Origin of the sequence: Micromonospora sp. NPDC048909, assembly GCF_040649635.1 — a bacterium.
In the GTDB taxonomy this organism is placed as follows: Bacteria; Actinomycetota; Actinomycetes; order Mycobacteriales; family Micromonosporaceae; genus Micromonospora.
Genome location: NZ_JBEZFU010000002.1, coordinates 55,476 through 69,358, shown reverse-complemented (window position 1 = coordinate 69,358; position 13,883 = coordinate 55,476). Strand labels below are relative to the sequence as shown.

14 protein-coding genes are annotated in these 13,883 nt (G+C 73.7%); 2 read left to right on the top strand and 12 right to left on the bottom strand.

Features of this window, described 5'->3' with window-relative positions; all coding sequences use genetic code 11:
- Positions 1-14: 14 nt before the first annotated feature.
- The 8 genes from AB0C04_RS06515 to AB0C04_RS06480 form a co-directional block, all read right to left on the bottom strand.
- A complete protein-coding gene (locus AB0C04_RS06515; RefSeq protein WP_357049334.1) occupies positions 15-1,229 on the bottom strand; it encodes an acyltransferase in 1,215 nt (404 codons plus the stop codon).
- A gap of 248 nt (positions 1,230-1,477) precedes the next feature.
- Positions 1,478-2,374 (bottom strand): GTPase Era, encoded by an 897-nt coding sequence (gene era / locus AB0C04_RS06510; protein WP_357050707.1) that lies wholly within the window; start codon positions 2,372-2,374, stop codon positions 1,478-1,480.
- Positions 2,375-2,388: 14 nt separating this feature from the next.
- Complete coding sequence (locus AB0C04_RS06505; protein WP_357049331.1) at positions 2,389-2,775, bottom strand: cytidine deaminase; 387 nt, start codon at positions 2,773-2,775, stop codon at positions 2,389-2,391.
- On the bottom strand, positions 2,768-4,183 hold the full coding sequence (locus tag AB0C04_RS06500; protein WP_357050704.1) for a hemolysin family protein: 1,416 nt from the start codon (positions 4,181-4,183) through the stop codon (positions 2,768-2,770). Before AB0C04_RS06500 ends, AB0C04_RS06505 begins: the two co-directional genes overlap by 8 nt.
- Positions 4,159-4,632: an rRNA maturation RNase YbeY gene (ybeY, locus tag AB0C04_RS06495; RefSeq protein ID WP_350874009.1), complete on the bottom strand. Its 474-nt coding sequence runs from the start codon at positions 4,630-4,632 to the stop codon at positions 4,159-4,161. The genes AB0C04_RS06500 and ybeY overlap by 25 nt, the downstream gene beginning before the upstream one ends.
- 15 nt (positions 4,633-4,647) lie before the next feature.
- A complete protein-coding gene (locus AB0C04_RS06490) occupies positions 4,648-5,706 on the bottom strand; it encodes a PhoH family protein (RefSeq protein ID WP_357050701.1) in 1,059 nt (352 codons plus the stop codon).
- 236 nt (positions 5,707-5,942) lie between these two features.
- Positions 5,943-7,319 (bottom strand): serine hydrolase domain-containing protein, encoded by a 1,377-nt coding sequence (locus tag AB0C04_RS06485; protein WP_357049328.1) that lies wholly within the window; start codon positions 7,317-7,319, stop codon positions 5,943-5,945.
- Positions 7,316-7,675 carry a histidine triad nucleotide-binding protein gene (locus tag AB0C04_RS06480; protein ID WP_357049325.1) on the bottom strand — a complete coding sequence of 120 codons (360 nt, stop codon included), beginning with the start codon at positions 7,673-7,675 and terminating at the stop codon, positions 7,316-7,318. The genes AB0C04_RS06485 and AB0C04_RS06480 overlap by 4 nt, the downstream gene beginning before the upstream one ends.
- Positions 7,676-7,743: 68 nt before the next feature.
- Here AB0C04_RS06480 and AB0C04_RS06475 point away from each other — a divergent pair, with 68 nt between their 5' ends.
- The gene (locus AB0C04_RS06475) at positions 7,744-8,502 is read left to right on the top strand and encodes an SDR family oxidoreductase (RefSeq protein ID WP_357049322.1); all 759 of its coding nucleotides are present in this window, start codon (positions 7,744-7,746) and stop codon (positions 8,500-8,502) included.
- A gap of 219 nt (positions 8,503-8,721) precedes the next feature.
- Here the strand turns inward: AB0C04_RS06475 and AB0C04_RS06470 are convergent, their stop codons facing one another.
- The 3 genes from AB0C04_RS06470 to hrcA form a co-directional block, all read right to left on the bottom strand.
- The gene (locus AB0C04_RS06470; RefSeq protein WP_357049319.1) at positions 8,722-9,456 is read right to left on the bottom strand and encodes a 16S rRNA (uracil(1498)-N(3))-methyltransferase; all 735 of its coding nucleotides are present in this window, start codon (positions 9,454-9,456) and stop codon (positions 8,722-8,724) included.
- A 53-nt stretch (positions 9,457-9,509) separates the two neighbouring features.
- The gene (gene dnaJ, locus AB0C04_RS06465; protein ID WP_350874004.1) at positions 9,510-10,655 is read right to left on the bottom strand and encodes a molecular chaperone DnaJ; all 1,146 of its coding nucleotides are present in this window, start codon (positions 10,653-10,655) and stop codon (positions 9,510-9,512) included.
- 80 nt (positions 10,656-10,735) lie between these two features.
- Positions 10,736-11,758, bottom strand: coding sequence for a heat-inducible transcriptional repressor HrcA (gene hrcA, locus AB0C04_RS06460; RefSeq protein WP_350874003.1), 1,023 nt, complete (start codon positions 11,756-11,758; stop codon positions 10,736-10,738).
- 210 nt (positions 11,759-11,968) lie between these two features.
- Here hrcA and AB0C04_RS06455 point away from each other — a divergent pair, with 210 nt between their 5' ends.
- On the top strand, positions 11,969-12,607 hold the full coding sequence (locus AB0C04_RS06455) for a DUF4870 domain-containing protein (protein ID WP_357049316.1): 639 nt from the start codon (positions 11,969-11,971) through the stop codon (positions 12,605-12,607).
- A 37-nt stretch (positions 12,608-12,644) separates the two neighbouring features.
- Here AB0C04_RS06455 and hemW read toward each other — a convergent pair whose 3' ends face one another.
- Positions 12,645-13,868: a radical SAM family heme chaperone HemW gene (gene hemW / locus AB0C04_RS06450; protein WP_357049313.1), complete on the bottom strand. Its 1,224-nt coding sequence runs from the start codon at positions 13,866-13,868 to the stop codon at positions 12,645-12,647.
- Between the last annotated feature and the right edge of the window lie 15 nt (positions 13,869-13,883).

Here is a 13,883-nt window from a genome sequence, read left to right as displayed (position 1 = left end):
TCGGCCGTGAGCGGCTACCGGCCGGTGCGCTGCGCCGGCACCCGGCCGCGCCGGTCCGGGTCCGCCGGGTACGCCTCGGTCGGGCCCGGCCCGGCCGCGCCGTCGGATCGGGCGGCAGCGGACCGCGGTGCACCGTCGGCGGCACGAGCGGCAGCGCCGACGAGCACCGGCCGGGTGACCGCGCCGGCCGGTGCTGGGCTGGTGGGCGGCACGCCGGCGGGCATCGGGCGACGGACGCCGGGGAGCAGCTCGACCGGCCGACGGGCGGCCAGGTCCTCCACCCAGCCCACCGCCAGCGTCACCACGCCCACCAGCGCGAAGACCAGCAGCACCCGGATGGCCAGCCCCAGCGGATCCTGGTGCGACCAGCCCACCACGTCGACCAGCGGGGTGAGGGCGACCACGAACGGCATGTGCCAGAGGTAGACGGTGAGCGCCCGCCGGTTCAACACGGTCACCAGCCGGCTGAACAGGGCGCTGCGCTCGATCCACGCCGCGCCGGCCGGCCCCCGGCCCAGGACGACCAGGATGAACGCCGCCGACCAGAGCGCGTTGCCGAGGTGGATGTCGTTCAGGTCGTAGCCGCGGGGACCGGGGTGGGTGAGGATCCAACCGCCCCCGGCGGCGGCGAGCGCCAGCGCCAGCGGAACCAGCACCCGGTTGGCGAGCCGGCGGAGCATCCCGGCGTGGTGGGCGAAGCCGAGCAACCACGCGCCGAAGTAGAGGCCGAACTCCCGGGCCACCCCGGGCGCCGTCGCCCAGATGCCCGACTCGATCGCCGCGAGCAGGACGTAGGGGGCCAGCAGGGTGGGCAGCGGGGCCCGGCGGAACAGCCAGAGCGCGACCGGCGAGGCGAGCACGAACCACAGGTAGTCGCGCAGGTACCAGATGACGCTCAGCGCCAGCGCGCCCCAGTCGTTGGCCGGCGGGTCGGCGACCGGGAACAGCCAGAGCAGCACCCGTGGGGTCAACGGCAAGCCGGTGAGCAGCATGGCCGGCACGAAGATCGCGGCCAGGACCCAGAGTGAGGGCAGCAGTCGACGCAGCCGGCGGACCACCGCCGCCGGCCCGGACCGGTGCAGCGAGGCCGCCATCAGCGAACCGGCGAGCGCGAACATCACCGACATCGCCGGGAAGATCAGGGTCAGCGCGGCCCAGCCGGTGACGTGGTAGACGACGACTCGAACGATGGCCAGGAAACGGAGCAGATCGAGGTATCTGTTTCGCATCAGCCTGCATCTGTGTCGGGGGCACGGGCGCGAATGTCTCCTACCCTCCGCCCGCCCGCGGCCAAACGGACCGACACCCCGTGAAGAAGTGAAAGTTCCCATAGGTCCGACCGATGCCGATCATGCCGGATTTGGTCAGCAGGGCGGTCCACGCGGTGCGCCGACCGGTCTCGATCAGGGTGGGGCGACAACGGTCGAGCGCCCGCCCCGGGGCCGGGACGGGCGCTCGAACAGAGGTTGGGGCCGGGTCAGAAGCCGAGCTTGCGCAGCTGCTTCGGGTCGCGCTGCCAGTCCTTCGCGACCCGGATGTGCAGGTCGAGATAGACCCGGGTGCCGAGCAGCTCCTCGATCTGCTGCCGGGCGGCGGTGCCGACCTGCTTGAGCCGGCTGCCCCGGTGACCGATCACGATCGCCTTCTGGCTGGGGCGCTCGACGTACAGATCGGCGTAGATCTTGGTGAGCTTGCCCTCGGGGAGCATCTCCTCCACCACCACCGCGATGGAGTGCGGCAGCTCGTCGCGGACGCCCTCCAGCGCCGCCTCCCGGATCAGCTCGGCGACCAGCACCTGCTCCGGGTCGTCGGTGAGCATGTCGTCCGGGTAGAGCTGCGGGGACGGCGGAAGGTAGTCGGTCATCACGTCGACCAGGGTGTCCACCTGGTGCCCGGAGACGGCGCTGACCGGCACCACGGCCGCGAACTCGCCCAGCTCACTCACCGCGAGCAGCTGCTCGGCCAGGCGCTTCTTGTCGACCAGGTCGGTCTTCGTCACCACGGCCAGCACGGTCGCCTTCAGCTCCGCCAGCTCGCCGCTGATGAACCGGTCGCCCCGGCCCACCGGCTCGTCCGCCGGGATGCAGAGGCCGATCACGTCGACCTCCGACCAGGTCGTCCGGACCAGGTCGTTGAGACGCTCGCCGAGCAGGGTACGGGGGCGGTGCAGGCCGGGGGTGTCGACGAGGACGAGCTGCGACTCCGGCCGGTGCAGGACGGCCCGGATGATGTGCCGGGTGGTCTGCGGCTTGCTCGAGGTGATGGCGATCTTCTGCCCGACGATCGCGTTGGTCAGCGTCGACTTGCCGGCGTTGGGCCGCCCCACGAAACAGGCGAAGCCGGCCCGGTAGGGGCGCTCCTCCGGGTCCCGCAGACCGCCGGTCGCGCTCACTGGAGCACCGTGCCGAGGACGGTGCCGTTCGGCGCGGCGACGTGGATCGGCGCTTCGGCGGCGAGGTCGCGGACCGCCGCGTGCCCGGCGCCGTCCAGGGTCGAGGCCTCGGTGACCACCACTGCGGCCTCCAGTCGGGTCGCGCCGGCGGCCACCGCCGAGGCGACCGCCAACTGCAGCGCGGTGAGGGTCAGCGACGGCAGCGCGACGCTCGCCGCCGCGTACGTCCGGCCGTCCTGGTCGCGCACCGCCGCGCCCTCCACGGCCCCCACCCGCGCCCGGGCACCCCGCGCCAGGACGACCAGCTTGCCGTCCTCGGCGCTCAGCTCGGCCGGCGCGGACGGGGTGGGCCGGGCGGCTGGCACGGCGGGCGACTCAGGCATCGGCGGGTTGCCTCTCCTCGGCTCGGTTCTGGTTGCCCCGGGACTCGGCGGACTCGCCGCGCCCCGGGCTCTCCTGCTGGTCGGTCGGCTCGACCCGGCTCACCAGCACGGTGTCGATCCGGTTACGCCGGCCGGTGGTGCCCTCGGCGATCAGCCGGAGACCGGCCAGCTCGACCAGCGCACCGGGGATCGGCACCCGGCCCAGCGACTGGGCGAGCAGGCCACCGACCGTCTCCACCTCGTCGGTGGGCAGTTCGGTGTCGAAGAGCTCGCCCAGGTCCTCGACCGGGAGCCGGGCGGCGACCCGGACCGACCCGTCCGCCAGCCGTTCGACCGGCGGGCGTTCGACATCGTACTCGTCGGTGATCTCACCGACGATCTCCTCCAGGATGTCCTCGATGGTGACCAGACCGCCGGTGCCGCCGTATTCGTCGACGACGATGACCAGGTGGTTACGGGCCGCCTGCATCTCGGAGAGCAGATCGTCGACCGGCTTGGACTCGGGCACGAAGGTGGCCGGCCGCATCAGCTCGGAGACCGGCAACTGCTCGGCGGAGCGGTCGTCGCCGCGTACCCGCCGGATCAGGTCCTTGAGGTAGAGCACGCCGAGCACGTCGTCGACGCTCTCGCCGATCACCGGGATCCGGGAGAAACCGGAGCGCAGGAAGAGCGCCAGCGCCTGGGAGAGGCTCTTGCCCTCCTCTATCCACACCATCTCGGTACGCGGCACCATCACCTCGCGGGCGATGGTGTCGCCGAGGGCGAAGACCGAGTGGATCATCTGCCGCTCGCCGTGCTCCACCACGCCGCGCTGCTCGGCCAGGTCGACCAGCTCCCGCAGCTCGACCTGGGTGGCGAACGGGCCCTCCCGGAAGCCACGGCCCGGGGTCACCGCGTTGCCGATCAGGATCAGCAGCGAGGCGAGCGGGTTGAGGGCGCGACCCAGCCAGCGCACCAGCGGCGCCACCGCGCGACCCACCGGGTAGGCGTGCTGCCGGCCGAGGGTACGCGGGGCGACCCCGACCACCACGAAGCTGACAACGGTCATCGCGCCGGCGGTGACCAGCGCCGCCCGCCAGCCCGCGCCGAAGGTGTCCACCGCGACCAGCGCCACCAGCGTGGTGGCGGTCAGTTCGGCGAGCAGCCGCAGCAGCAGGAGCAGGTTGAGGTGGCGGACCACGTCGCCGGCGACGGCCTGCAGCGCCCGTGCGCCACGGGCGCCGTCGCGGGTCAACTCGGCGGCGCGGGCCGGCGAGACCGCGGCGAGGGCCGCCTCGGTCATCGCGATCAGCCCGGCGAGCACCACCAGCCCGGCGGCGAAGACGAGCAGTTGCAGGTCCGGTAGGCCGGTGGTCGCACCGGCCGCGGAGGCATGAAGGGGTATCACCGGGACCGGCTCGACCGCCAGCTGGACAGCAGTCGGGCCTGGAGGGCGAACATCTCCCGCTCCTCCTCCGGCTCAGCGTGGTCGTAACCGAGCAGGTGCAGCACCCCGTGCACGGTGAGCAGGTGCAGCTCGTCGGCGGCGGAGTGGCCGGCGGTCGCCGCCTGCTTGGCCGCCACGTCGGGGCAGAGCACGATGTCGCCGAGCAGGGCCGGCTCGCCGCCGGCCGGGGCGCTCTCGCCCGGCCCGTGGTCGACGCTGCCCTCGTCCATGGGGAACGCGAGCACGTCGGTGGGCCCGTCGCCACCCATCCAGCGGTGGTTGAGCTCGGTCATGTAGTCGACGTCGACCAGCAGCACGGAGAGCTCGGCGAGGGGGTTGACCCCCATCTCGTCGAGGGCGTGCCGGGCGACGGCGAGCACGGCGTCGGTGTCGACCTCGACACCGGACTCGTTGGCGATCTCGATGGACAACTGGATTCCCCTGCTCTAGCGGCGCCGGCCGGAACGGCCGCCCTGGGCGGCCCGCCCCGGTACGGCGTGCACGCTCTGCGCCTGCTGGTTCTCCCGCTCGGCATCCCAGCGGGCGTACGCGTCGACGATCTCCCCGACCAACCGGTGCCGGACCACGTCGGAGCTGGACAGCTCGGCGAAGTGCACGTCGTCCACCCCGTCCAGGATCTCCCGGACCATACGCAGGCCGCTGGTCGTCCCGCCGGGCAGGTCGACCTGGGTCACGTCACCGGTCACGACGATCTTGGAGTTGAAGCCGAGTCGGGTGAGGAACATCTTCATCTGCTCGGGCGTGGTGTTCTGCGCCTCGTCGAGGATGATGAAGGCGTCGTTGAGCGTCCGGCCGCGCATGTACGCCAGCGGCGCGACCTCGATCGTCCCGGCGGCCATCAGCTTCGGGATCGACTCCGGGTCGAGCATGTCGTGCAGCGCGTCGTAGAGCGGACGCAGGTAGGGGTCGATCTTCTCGTTGAGCGTGCCGGGCAGGAAGCCCAGCCGCTCGCCCGCCTCGACCGCCGGACGGGTGAGGATGATCCGGCTGACCTGCTTGGCCTGGAGGGCCTGCACGGCCTTCGCCATCGCCAGGTAGGTCTTGCCGGTACCGGCCGGGCCGATGCCGAAGACGATGGTGTGCGTGTCGATCGCGTCGACGTAGCGCTTCTGGCCGAGCGTCTTGGGGCGGATGGTGCGGCCGCGCCGGGAGAGGATGTTGAGCGTCAGAACCTCGGCGGGCCGCTCGGCGCTGCCCTGCTCGAGCATGCCGACGGTACGCCGGACGGCGTCAGTGGTCAGGGTCTCGCCTTTCTCGATGAGTTCGAGCAGCTCACTGAAGAGGCGCTCGGCGAGGGCGTTGTCCGCGGGCGCGCCGGTGATGGTGATCTCGTTGCCACGGACGTGCACGTCACTGTTGACCGAGCGTTCGACGAGTCGCAGGATCTCGTCACCCGCACCGAGCAGGTTGACCATGATCTTCGGATCGGGAACCGTGATCCTGGTCTGCACCTGGGGCGGGCCGGGAGGTGGGGTGCCGGTCATAGGTCGGGCCGAGGGGCCCTGTGCCACCTGCTCTCGATCTCGGGGCGCCGGCCCTGGTGGCGCGGCGTACGACGTACCACCCATCGTATCGGTTCAACAGCGCCGACACCGTGCGCATTTCCCCGCCCTGAGACCGGGACACCCGGCCGTGACGGACCGGGACGAACCAGGCGATCGGCCACCTCCGGGAAGCCGCCGGGGCGGGCCGGCGGCGTCCTCCGGCCCGCCCCGGCCGGTCAACCGCCCTGGCGGAAGTCGTACCGGTCGAAGGTCTCCTGACGGCGGGTGAACCGGTAGGTGGCCCAGTGCATCCGGATCACCGTCCCGTGCTCGTCCCGGGTCAGCCGGAGCAGCTCGCCGGCCTCCCGCCCGGAGACGGTGCGGTACACGTCCGGCTGGTCGGGCAGCGGCGCGAAGACCGCCGGCGGCCGGCCGGGCGGGTCGTCGGCGCCGCGCGCCCGCAGCGCCCCGTCGTGCCAGGAGAAGACGTACTCGTAGCCCTCGCCCCACCACCGGCCGAGCAGGCCGCGCAGCGGCGCGGGCGCCGGCGGGCCGGGCCGCCACGGCTCGATCTGCGCCGGGTCGTGCTCGACGGCCGCGGCGAGCAGCCGGTGCGGCAGGTCGAGCGCCGCGGCGGCGCCACCCGAGGAGAGCAGCACCGCGCAGCCCATCGCGCCGGGGGTGCCCTCGCCGCCGCGCCGGCCGTACACCCCGGCGAGGAAGCCCGGCATGGCGCCGTCGTGCCCGACGTGCACCACCCGCTCACCCTGCGGCACCAGGATCAGGCCGAGCCCGAAGCCGGCGGCCCAGAGCGTCTCGTCGGTCACCGTCAGCGGCCAGCGCATCTCGTCCAGGGTGGTCGGGGCCAGCACCGCGCCCGCCGGGTCGAGCGCCGCCGGGTCGGCCAGGAAGGCGGCCCAGCGGGCCATGTCCCCTGCGGTGCTCCAGAGCTGGGCCGCCGGGCCGACCGCGCCGAAGTCGGTCGGCGGTTCCGGGTGCGCCTCGTCGGAGTAGGCGTCGACCAGGAACCCGGTGGCGGCGGTGGGCCCGGGTGTCACGGTGGTCGCGGTCAGCCCCAGCGGTACGAGCACCCGCTCGGCGAGCACCTCCGCCCAACTGCCGCCCCGCAACCGGCCGACCAGCTGCCCGAGCAGCGCCATGCCGAGGTTGGAGTAGTGGTAGCGGCGGCCCGGTGGCAGCACCCGCTCGGCCCGGGCCAGGTCGGCCAGGAGCTGGTCGGCGTCGGGGGCGCGCAGGCTGTCCCACACGTCGCCGTACGGCTCGCGTTGCAGCCCGGCGGTGTGCGAGAGCAGCCGGCGCACGGTCAGCTCGCCGTGCGCCGGCAGGTCGAGATGCCGGCCCACCGGGTCGTCCAGGTCGAGCAGGCCGTCGTCGCGGCACTGCAGGGTCAGCACGGCGGTGAAGGTCTTGGTGACCGAGCCGATCCGGAACTGCGTCGCCGGGCCGAGGGCGGTGTCGTTGCCGGTGCCGCCCACCGCGCAGCTCCACAGCGGCCGGTCGGCCCGGTGCAGCGCGGCCGACACCGCCGGGATCCGGGCCTGCGCCTGCACCTGGCGCACCATCCGGTCCAGCCGGTCCGCCACCTCGCTCACCCGAGGTCCCGGGCAAGCATCGGGCCCAGCGGCGCGCCACCGAGCAGGTGGGCGTGCGCGTGGAAGACCTCCTGGCCGCCGTACGCCCCGGTGTTGAACATCAGCCGGAAACCGTCGCCGAGCAGGCCCTCGTCGTCGGCCACCGCGGCGGCCGTGGCCAGCACCTCGCCGGCGAGCCCCGGGTCGCCCTGGGCGAGCGTGGCGACGTCGGCGTAGTGCTCCTTCGGGATGACCAGCACGTGCACCGGCGCCTTCGGGCCGATGTCGCGGAAGGCGAGGGTGGTGGGGGTTTCCCGGACGACGGTGGCCGGGATCTCCCCGGCGACGATTCGGCAGAACAGGCAGTCGCTTCCCATCGGGGCATGCTATTCGCTGCACCGGGGCCGGATGGGCGAGGCCGGGCCGCTGCGGCATGATGGCCCGCGTGACTTCACGGGCGGTACTGGTGACGGGGGGCTCGCGCGGCATCGGGCGGGCGGTGGTCCAGGCGTTCGCGGCCGGCGGTGACCGGGTGGCGATCCACCACCGGGACTCGGCGGACCTCGCCGAGGAGTTGCGCGGGCAACTGCCCGGCGACGGGCACGTGGTCCTCCAGGCCGATCTCGCCGACCCGGAGGCGGTCCGCACGATGGTCGACCGGGCCGCCGAGCTGCTGGGCGGGCTGGACGTGCTGGTCAACAATGCCGGCATGTTCGGGCCGGCCGACCCGCCGCACCCGGTCTTCGAGAGCTCCTACGAGCAGTGGCGGCAGCGCTGGCGGGAGGTGCTCGACACCAACCTCTTCGGCGCGGCCAACGCGACCTGGTGCGCCGCCCAGCACATGCGCGAGCGCGGCGGCCGGATCGTCAACGTCTCCTCCCGTGGCGCGTTCCGCGGCGAGCCGGGCAACCCGGCGTACGGGGCGAGCAAGGCCGGGTTGAACGCGCTCGGCCAGTCGTTGGCGGTGGCGCTGGCCCCGTACGGCATCGCGGTGGCCACGGTGGCGCCCGGCTTCGTGGCGACGGACATGACCAACGAGCACCTGAAGGCCGAACGGGGCGCGGCCGTACGGGCGCAGAGCCCGTTCAACCGGGTGGCCCGCCCCGAGGAGATCGCCGCCGCGGTGCACTGGCTGGCCTCCCCCGAGGCGGAGTGGGCCTCCGGGACCATCGTCGACCTGAACGGCGCCTCCTACCTGCGCTGACCCGCTTCGCGCCGGGCAGGCGAGCAAGGGACACCCTGCGCATCCTTTGCTCTGCTTCAACGGAGGCGACAGTCAGGGCCCGTTTCTGTTGCGTCGGCTGAAGCAGAGCAAAGGACGGGCGGGGCGGTGCCGGGGCAGTGCCGGGGCGGTGCCGGGGCAGTGCCGGGGCGGTGCCGGGGCAGTGCCGGGGCAATGAAGACGAGGCGGCGAGCGGGCGGGTTACCAGCGGAGCAGGCGGGTGGCGAGCACGCTGAGGGCGGCCACGCCGGCGGTGGAGGTGCGCAGCACGGACTCGCCGAGGCGGACCGGGCGGGCGCCGGCCTCGGCGAAGGCGTCCAGCTCGGCCGGGGCGACGCCGCCCTCGGGGCCGACCACCAGCACGATCTCGCCGACGTCCGGCAGCTCGGCGGTGGTGAGGCGCCCGTCGGCCTCCTCGTGCAGCACGAACGCGGCGGCGGCACCGGCGATCCGGCGGGCCACCTGGGCGGTCGATTCGTCCGGCGCGCCGGCCACCACCGGAAGCCAGGGCCGGCGGGCCTGCTTGGCGGCCTCGCGGGAGGTCGCGACCCACTTCTCCCGGGCCCGTATCCCCCGGTCGCCGCGCCACTGGGCCACCGAGCGGGACGCCGCCCAGGGCACGATCTCGTCCACCCCGACCTCGGTCATCGCCTGCACGGCCAGCTCGCCCCGGTCGCCCTTGGCGATGCCCTGCACCACCACCAGCCGTGGAACGGCCGCGTCGGCGTACCCCCGGGAGGTGACGTCGAGTTCCAGGCTGCCCCGGCCGACGGCGGTGACCACGGCGGTTGCCGTGCCACCCCGGCCGTCGGCGAGCAGCAGCTCCTCGCCCACCCGCAGCCGTTGCACGGTGGCCGCGTGGTGCCCCTCGGGCCCGCCGAGGGTCAGCGAGTCGGCGGCGGGCAGCGGATCGACCAGGAAGAGCGGCGCGGACACGATCAACAGGCTAGCCGCCCCGGAGCGGCCGGGGCGGCTGACCCGGCTACGACTCAGGCGTGGCCGTTGAACGCGTCCCGCATCCGGGAGAAGAAGCCGCCCTGCTTGGTCAGCTCGGCGACCTCCTCGCCCCGGGTCTTGGCGAAGTCGCGCAGCATCTTCTCCTGGTCGGCGTCGAGCTTGGTGGGGGTACGCACGTCGAGGTGCACGTAGAGATCACCCCGGCCGGTGCCGCGCAGGTGTGGCACCCCGCGGGCGCGCAGCCGCAGCGTGCTGCCCGGCTGGGTGCCGGACTTGACGTCGACGGTCTCCTCGCTGTCCAGCGTCTTGATGGTCAGCCGGGTGCCGAGCGCCGCCGCCGTCATCGGCACGGTGACCCGGCAGTGCAGGTCGTCGCCCTTGCGCGAGTAGACGTCGTGCGGCCGCTCGTGGATCTCGACGTAGAGATCGCCGGCGGTGCCGCCGCCCGGGCCGACCTCGCCCTGCTGGGCCAGCCGGATCCGCATGCCGTCCTCGACCCCGGCCGGGATCTTGACGGTCAGCGAGCGGCGGGTGCGCACCCGCCCGTCGCCGGCGCAGGTCGGGCAGGGGTGCGGGATCGTGGTGCCGTAGCCCTGGCAGACGGTGCACGGCCGGGCGGAGACCACCTGGCCGAGGAAGGTGCGCTGCACGGACTGCACCTCGCCGCGACCACCGCAGGCCTCACAGGTGGCCAGGTGGGTGCCGGCGGCGGTGCCGGCGCCGGAGCAGGTGGTGCAGAGCACGGCCGTGTCGACGGTGATCGGCGCCTCGACGCCGAACGCGGTCTCGTGCAGGTCGAGCTCCAGCCGCAGGATCGCGTCGGCGCCCGGCCGGGTGCGCGGCCGCGGCCCGCGGGCGCCGCCCGCGGCCCCGCCGAAGAACGCGTCCATGATGTCCTGGAACCCGACGAACGGGCCGGCCCCGCCGGGGCCACCCGGGCCGCCGGCGCCCCCGCCGCCCGGGGCGAGCGGGTCACCGCCCAGGTCGACGATCTGCCGTTTCCGGTCGTCCGAGAGGACCTCGTACGCGGCGTTGATGTCCTTGAACTTCTCCTGAGCCTCCGGATCCGGATTGACGTCCGGGTGGAACTGGCGCGCCAGCTTGCGGTAGGCGCGCTTGATCTCGTCGTCGGAGGCTTCCCGGCTCACACCGAGAATGCCGTAGTAGTCCCTGGCCACTGCGTTCCGTGTCCTCATGTTCGTCTCGCGTTGCGTTGCGCCGGTCGGCGGCCGGAGCCGGCCGTCGGCGCCCTGACTGGTCAGTTCTGGGCCAGCAGCTCGCCCACGTAGCGTGCCACGGCGCGCACCGTGGCGATGGTCCCGGGGTAGTCCATCCGGGTGGGCCCCAGCACCCCCAGACCGCCCACGATGGTGGCGCCCGGGCCGTAGCCGGTGCTGACCACCGAGGCGGCGCGGAGGTTGTCGAACTCGTTCTCGTCGCCGATCAGCACCCGGGTCGTGCTCGGCTCCGTCTCACCGATGAGCTTGAGCAGCACGACCTCCTCCTCCAGCGCCTCGAGGATCGGCCGCAGCGAGCCCTGGAAGTCGAGCAGGCCACCCCGGGTCAGGTTGGCGGTGCCGGCCAGCGCGAGCCGCTCCTCGTGCCGCTCGACCAGCGTCTCCAGCAGCACGGTGGAGAGGGTGGTCATCGCCGGGCGCAGCTCGGTCGGCACCTCGTCGACCAGCGCCTGCACCAGCGGCGGTGTGTCGGAGAGCCGGGTGCCGGCCAGCTTCTCGTTGACCAACCGGCGCAGATCGGTGACGTCGTCGGCGGGGATCGGCGCGGGCATCTCCACCAGCCGCTGCTCGACCCGCCCGGTGTCGGCGATCATGACCAGCATCAGCCGGGTGGTGGAGATCGGCACCAGTTCCAGGTGCCGGACCGACGACCGGGCCAGGCTCGGGTACTGCACGACGGCGACCTGCCGGGTCAGCTGGGCCAGCAGCCGGACCGTGCGGTGCACCACGTCGTCGAGGTCGACCGCGCCGACCAGGAAGCGCTCGATCGCCCGGCGCTCGGCCGGGCTGAGCGGCTTGACCCGGGACAGCCGGTCGACGAAGAGCCGGTAGCCGCGGTCGGTGGGCACCCGGCCGGCGCTGGTGTGCGGCTGCCGGATGTAGCCCTCTTCCTCGAGCACGGCCATGTCGTTGCGGACCGTCGCGGGCGAGACCCCGAGCTGGTGTCGCTCGACCAGCGCGCGGCTGCCGACCGGCTCCTGCGTGGCGACGTAGTCCTCGACGATGGCGCGGAGCACGGCGAGCTTGCGGTCGTCGAGACCCATTCCCCCCACCTCCTACGCCCCTCGGCCGGCGGCACTGGGCACCGCCGGCGGCTCTCCTGGCACTCGACTGTAGCGAGTGCCAGTCTACGTCGGCAGGCCCGCCAGCGCGATGATCAACGACGGACCGCGGGTGCGGCCCTGCCCACGTCCCGCCGATCCGGACGGCGACGCTCTGGTGCGGCGTTGCCGGCTGCCCCTACCGTGACGTTCATGACTGAACCACCTCGCCCTCCCGGCGCCGGGGAACCCGGCGGCAACCCGCCGGAGCCGAACCCGCCGTACGCAGCTCCGGGCCCGTCCGCAGCGGACGAGCCGCCCACCGCACCACTGTCCGGGGCCCCGGGCCCGGGCGGCTATCCCCCGCCCGGTGGCTATCCGCCACCCGGCGGTGACCTGCCACCATCAGGCGGCTACCCACCCCCAGGTGGGCCCCCGGGCGGCTACCCGCCGCCGGGCGTCGGCTATCCGACCGGCGGGGCCTACGGTGCTCCCGGCGGCGGGTTCGCCAACAACGAGGACAAGACCTGGACGCTCGTCGCGCACTTCGGCGGGGCGGCCGGGATGTTCCTCAGCGGTGGCGTGCTCGGCTGGATCGCCCCGCTGGTGGCGATGCTGGCCCGGGGCAACCAGTCCCCGACGGTCCGGGCGCACGCCGTGGCGGCGCTCAACTTCCAGCTGATCTGGTCGATCGTCGGCCTGATCGGCTGGGTGCTCTCCTGCATCCTCATCGGCTTCATCGGCGTCGCCGCGGCGGTCATCCTCGGCACGGTCTTCGGCATCCTCGCCGGGATCAAGGCCAACGAGGGCCAGTTCTACCGCTACCCGATGTCGGCGAGCTTCATCAAGTGATCCCGGCCGGCCGCTCCCCCGGCCGGTCGGGCACCGCTCATGGCAGCAGGTCGCGGACGACGGCGTCGGCCAGCAGCCGGCCCCGCAGGGTGAGCACGGCCCGACCGGCCGCGTACGGTCCGGCGTCCAGCAGGCCGTCGGCCAGCGCCCGCGCGGCGGCGGCCCGGCCGGCGGTGTCCAGCACCTCCAGCGGCAGCCCGGAGGCGAGCCGTAGCCGCAGCATGACGTCCTCCATGTGCGCCTCGTCGGAGGTGAGCACCTCCCGGGCCAGGCCGGGGGACGTCCCGGCGGCGAGCCGCTGGGCGTACGCCGTGGGGTGCTTCACGTTCCACCAGCGCACTCCGCCGACGTGGCTGTGCGCCCCCGGCCCGAGCCCCCACCAGTCGGCGCCGGCCCAGTAGAGCAGGTTGTGCCGGCACCGGGCGGCCGGCGTCCGGGCCCAGTTGGAGACCTCGTACCAGGAGAAGCCGGCCGCGCCGAGCGCCGCCTCCGCCGCCAGGTAACGGTCGGCCGCCACGTCGTCGCTGGGGTACGGCAGCTCGCCACGGCGCATCCGGGCGGCCAGCCGGGTGCCGTCCTCCACGATCAGGGCATACGCGCTGACGTGGTCGACGCCGGCGGCGACCACCTGCTCCAGCGAGCGGGCGAAGTCCTCGGCGCTCTCCCCCGGCGTGCCGTAGATCAGGTCCAGGTTGACATGGTCGAACCCGGCGTCGCGCGCCTCCAGGGCGGCGGCGGTGGCCCGACCCGCGCTGTGCTTGCGGTCCAGGATCGCCAGCACCCCCGGCGCGGCGGACTGCATGCCCAGCGAGATCCGGGTGTAGCCCGCCGCCCGCAGCGTCTTGAGCGACTCGGGCGTGACCGACTCCGGGTTGGCCTCGGTGGTCACCTCGACGTCGGCGGCCAGCCCCCAGGTGCGGTCGATCGCGTCGAGGATCCGGGCCAGGTCGTCGGCGGGGAGCAGGGTCGGGGTGCCGCCGCCGACGAAGACGGTGTCCACCCGCTTCGGCGGGGCGTCGCCGAGCACCCGCGCGGCGAGCCGCAGCTCGGCGAGCACGGAGTCGGCGTACTCCTCCCGGCTCGCCCCACCGCCCAGCTCGCCGGCGGTGTAGGTGTTGAAGTCGCAGTAGCCGCAGCGGCTGGCGCAGAAGGGCACGTGCACGTACACGCCGAAACCCCGCGCGCCGACGTCGGCGGTCGCGGCGGTGGGTAGCGATCCGTCGACGGGGACGGTCTCGCCTTCTGGAAGCACGCCGGGCATGAGCACTAGTGTGCC

What these genes read in the sequence shown, in the direction of transcription:
- AB0C04_RS06515 (WP_357049334.1), bottom strand. Translation starts at nt 1,229, where the DNA reads ATGCGAAACAGATACCTCGATCTGCTCCGTTTCCTGGCCATCGTTCGA.
- AB0C04_RS06505 (WP_357049331.1), bottom strand. Translation starts at nt 2,775, where the DNA reads ATGCCTGAGTCGCCCGCCGTGCCAGCCGCCCGGCCCACCCCGTCCGCG.
- AB0C04_RS06490 (WP_357050701.1), bottom strand. Translation starts at nt 5,706, where the DNA reads ATGACCGGCACCCCACCTCCCGGCCCGCCCCAGGTGCAGACCAGGATC.
- AB0C04_RS06480 (WP_357049325.1), bottom strand. Translation starts at nt 7,675, where the DNA reads ATGGGAAGCGACTGCCTGTTCTGCCGAATCGTCGCCGGGGAGATCCCG.
- hrcA (WP_350874003.1), bottom strand. Translation starts at nt 11,758, where the DNA reads ATGGGTCTCGACGACCGCAAGCTCGCCGTGCTCCGCGCCATCGTCGAG.
- AB0C04_RS06455 (WP_357049316.1), top strand. Translation starts at nt 11,969, where the DNA reads ATGACTGAACCACCTCGCCCTCCCGGCGCCGGGGAACCCGGCGGCAAC.
- hemW (WP_357049313.1), bottom strand. Translation starts at nt 13,868, where the DNA reads ATGCCCGGCGTGCTTCCAGAAGGCGAGACCGTCCCCGTCGACGGATCG.